Source organism: Arenibacter lacus, assembly GCF_008711145.1.
Classification (GTDB): domain Bacteria; phylum Bacteroidota; class Bacteroidia; order Flavobacteriales; family Flavobacteriaceae; genus Arenibacter; species Arenibacter amylolyticus.
Genome location: NZ_VVIN01000123.1, coordinates 1 through 3,723 on the forward strand (window position 1 = coordinate 1; position 3,723 = coordinate 3,723).

Annotated in this window: 1 protein-coding gene; it reads left to right on the plus strand. The window is 44.9% G+C overall.

What is annotated here, in order from left to right; all coding sequences use genetic code 11:
- A partial coding sequence (locus F1E73_RS16550) for a PKD domain-containing protein (RefSeq protein ID WP_150452599.1) occupies positions 1 to 3,723 on the plus strand: 3,723 nt, incomplete at both ends.

Here is a 3,723-nt window from a genome sequence, read left to right on the forward strand (position 1 = left end):
CCTGGAGCTGTACGATGTAGGACATGTGCCCACAGGGGTGTTTCAGGAGATAACCGTCAATATTACTGATCAGGAAGTGTGCAATTCCACTCCCTTCCCAGATTCTTGGGCCGTTCATCAATTGGAAACTCATTCGTATACAGCAGTCTATACTATCCCAGATTACGATTTGGACGGTGACGGGCTAAAAGATATAGTAACTGGTGGTTGGTGGTATAAAAATCCGGGTTCTGCCTCAGGTAACTGGGAAAAAAAGACCATAGGGGGTAATTTTGGGAACGTGGTACATGTGTACGACTTTGATGGAGATGGGCATATGGATCTTTTGGGAACGGAGATAGGTGTTCCGGGCAAGGAGTACCAAAGCGAGCGACTTTTATGGGCTAAGAACGATGGAAGTGGGAACTTCACGGTATATAACAATATTCCGGTGGTAAATAGCGGGTACAACGAACCCTTTTTGGCAGGAATTACTGGGGGCGATTTTGGCTTGGGAGCCCCTTACCAAATGGCAATTAACTGGAACGGTGCGGAATCTACCAATTTTCCGGTACAAATGTTGACTCCTTCCACCGACCCCACAACGGGTACATGGACTTTGGAAGATATTAGTAACGACCCCTCGGGGGAAGATATCAAAGCAGGAGATATCGATGGGGATGGGAGGCTAGACCTGTACCAAGGAATTAATTGGCTGCGTAACGAAGGCGATGGTTCCTGGACTACATTTCCAATAAACGTAGGTTATGTCACCACTCCAGACCGTATACAATTAGCGGATTTTAACGGTAACGGAAGATTGGACGGTGTTGTGGGGCAATTAGGCTTAGGGGGCAATCCGGACCGTATGCAGCTTGCCTGGTTTGAATCGCCCGAAGACCCAACACAACCGTGGATAAAACACATCATTAGCAGTTCTGTTAGTGGGAGTCTGAGTGTATCCGCAATCGATATTGATTTCGATGGGGATATGGATATCGTAGTTGGGGAATGGTTGGACAGTAAACGTCTGATAGCCTTCGAGAATGATTTGTGTAACAGTGGACAATGGATCCAACATATACTCGATGATGGGTCCCTAGGCTTGGAACACCATGACTCTGCCATGGTGGTAGATATAGATAATGACGGGGATTTAGACGTGGTTTCCAATGGATGGACAAAGGATAAAGGACCGCGGATTTACGAAAACACTTCTATTCCACCAGTTGGAGAGGATCCAGTAGTTAATGCTGGAGCGGATCAGACAATAGTATTGCCAGTCAACAGCGTTACGTTGAATGGAACCGGAAGCGATCCGGAGGGTGGACCTGTTACCTTTTTATGGAGCCAGGCAAGTGGTCCCAATACTGCGACCCTGACCGGGCAGAATACGGCAGACCTTACTGTCAACGATTTAATGGTAGGTGAATATGTTTTCAGGCTTACGGTCACCAATAGTAGCAATAACTCAGTTTTTGATGAGGTTACCGTAACAGTAGAGGAGGAACTTATGGCATTGAGAATCAATGGGGGAGGGCCAGCCTATAATTTTAATTCTTTTGAATGGTCCGAAGATCAATCTTTTAGTGGTGGGTCTACCCTAACCAACAATATGAAAATTGCCAACACTTCCAATGATCAATTGTACCAAACAGAACGTTACGCATCCTCGGGTACATTAATTTATAATATACCGGTTACAGATGGCACCTACGATCTCAACCTTCATTTTGCGGAAATATATTTTGGTGTTCCGGGGCCGGGATCTGGAGGTGGTGAGGGATCTAGGGTTTTTAATATAGAAATTGAAAATGGTCAGGGATTAATTAATGATTATGATATTGTAGTAGCTGCTGGAGGAAGTGCCACGGCGGTCATTGAACACTTTAAAGATATTGCGGTAAATGATGGAAATTTAACTATAACGCTTACATCCACTGTCAATTTTCCGAAAATTTCTGGCATCGAAGTCTTACTTTCAGGAGGTACTTCCTTGCCGCCTATTGTATCTGCGGGAGGGGACCAGACCATCTCCCTTCCGACCAATAGTATAGTACTGGATGGGTCTGCACATGATCCGGATGGAGGTGCCATATCCACTTTTTTATGGACACAGATCAGTGGGCCAAATACCGCTACCCTCATCAATGAAAACACGGATGATCTCTCGGTCAGTGACCTTATAGAAGGTGTTTATAAATTCCGATTAACAGCAATGGATGATGAAGGTGATTCAGCCTCAGATGACGTAATAGTAACCGTTTTAAAAGACCCTGTTCCCTTAAGAATAAATTCCGGTGGACCGGATTTGGATTATAATGGGGAATTGTGGAGTGCAGACCAGTATTTTTCTGGTGGTGGTATACACAGTAATAATATCGCTATAGCCAACACCGAAAACGATGCCTTATATCAAACTGAGAGATTCAGTTCAAGCAGTTTTGGGCTTACTTATGAAATACCAGTGGTAAACGGAAAGCACAATTTGGATTTACATTTTGCCGAAATCTATTTTGGAGTGCCGGGCGGTGGGTCAACTGGTGGGGTTGGCTCTAGGGTGTTCCATATAGATGTTGAAAATGGTGCAGCGAGAATTGACAACTATGATATAGTAGCTGCTGCAGGGGGGAGTGCAACGGCAGTGGTAGAGAGTTTCTCCAATATTGAGGTGTTGGATGGTAGTTTAACCATTACTTTAATACCCGTGACTGAGAATCCGAAAATATCGGGGATAGGGGTGGTTGAATCCCGTTCACCCGAAGTTGATGCTGGCCCTGATCAAGAGATTACCTTACCAGTAAATTCGATAACTCAAAATGGAACAGGAAGAGATCCTGATGGGGGACCGGTAACTTTCCTTTGGACACAGACAAGTGGACCTGGACCAGCTACACTGATAAATGCAAATACCCCGATGTTAACGGCAAACGATTTAATTCCAGGAACTTATGTGTTTCGTTTAAATGTTACGGATGATGAAAACGATTTCAGTTGGGATGAAGTAACTGTCGCTGTAGTTTCGGATAATAATCCTCCTGTGGCTATAGCCACTTCAGATGTCTCCAGTGGAGAGGCTCCTTTGACAGTCACCTTTACTGGGAGTAATTCTACGGACGATGTACAGGTTACGGGATATGAATGGGATTTCATGGATGGGTCTCCATTAAATAACGATCCAGATCCTGTCCATACTTTCACCACAGAAGGGGTCTATGAGGTAAGCTTAACCGTAACGGACGGCTCCCTGAACCATACTACAACAATAGTCATAACCGTAAATTCGCCCTCTGGAAACCAACCACCCGTGGTTGCAAACTCAGAGAATCAATTTAATAATGAAGGAGAAACAGTATCACTACAAATCACAGCTAGTGACCCTGAAGGCGATAATCTTAGTTATGCAGTGACCGGACTTCCTACAGGTCTTTCCATAGATTCAGCTACAGGATTGATAAGTGGTACTATCGCCGATGGTAGTGCTGCTAACAGCCCATATTCGGTTGAGGTGACGGTGACCGATGACGGATCCCCTGTGGAATCTACCACAATTACCTTTATATGGAATGTTTCGGTAGATGGGGTAAACCAAGCTCCTACGGTTACTTCCCCGGGAGAACAGAATAATTTGGAAGGCGCTGAAATCTCGTTGCAGATAAGTGCTACCGATCCCGATGGGGATACTATGGACTACTCAGCAGTTAATCTGCCTACAGGACTTTCCATAGATTTAACTACAGGACT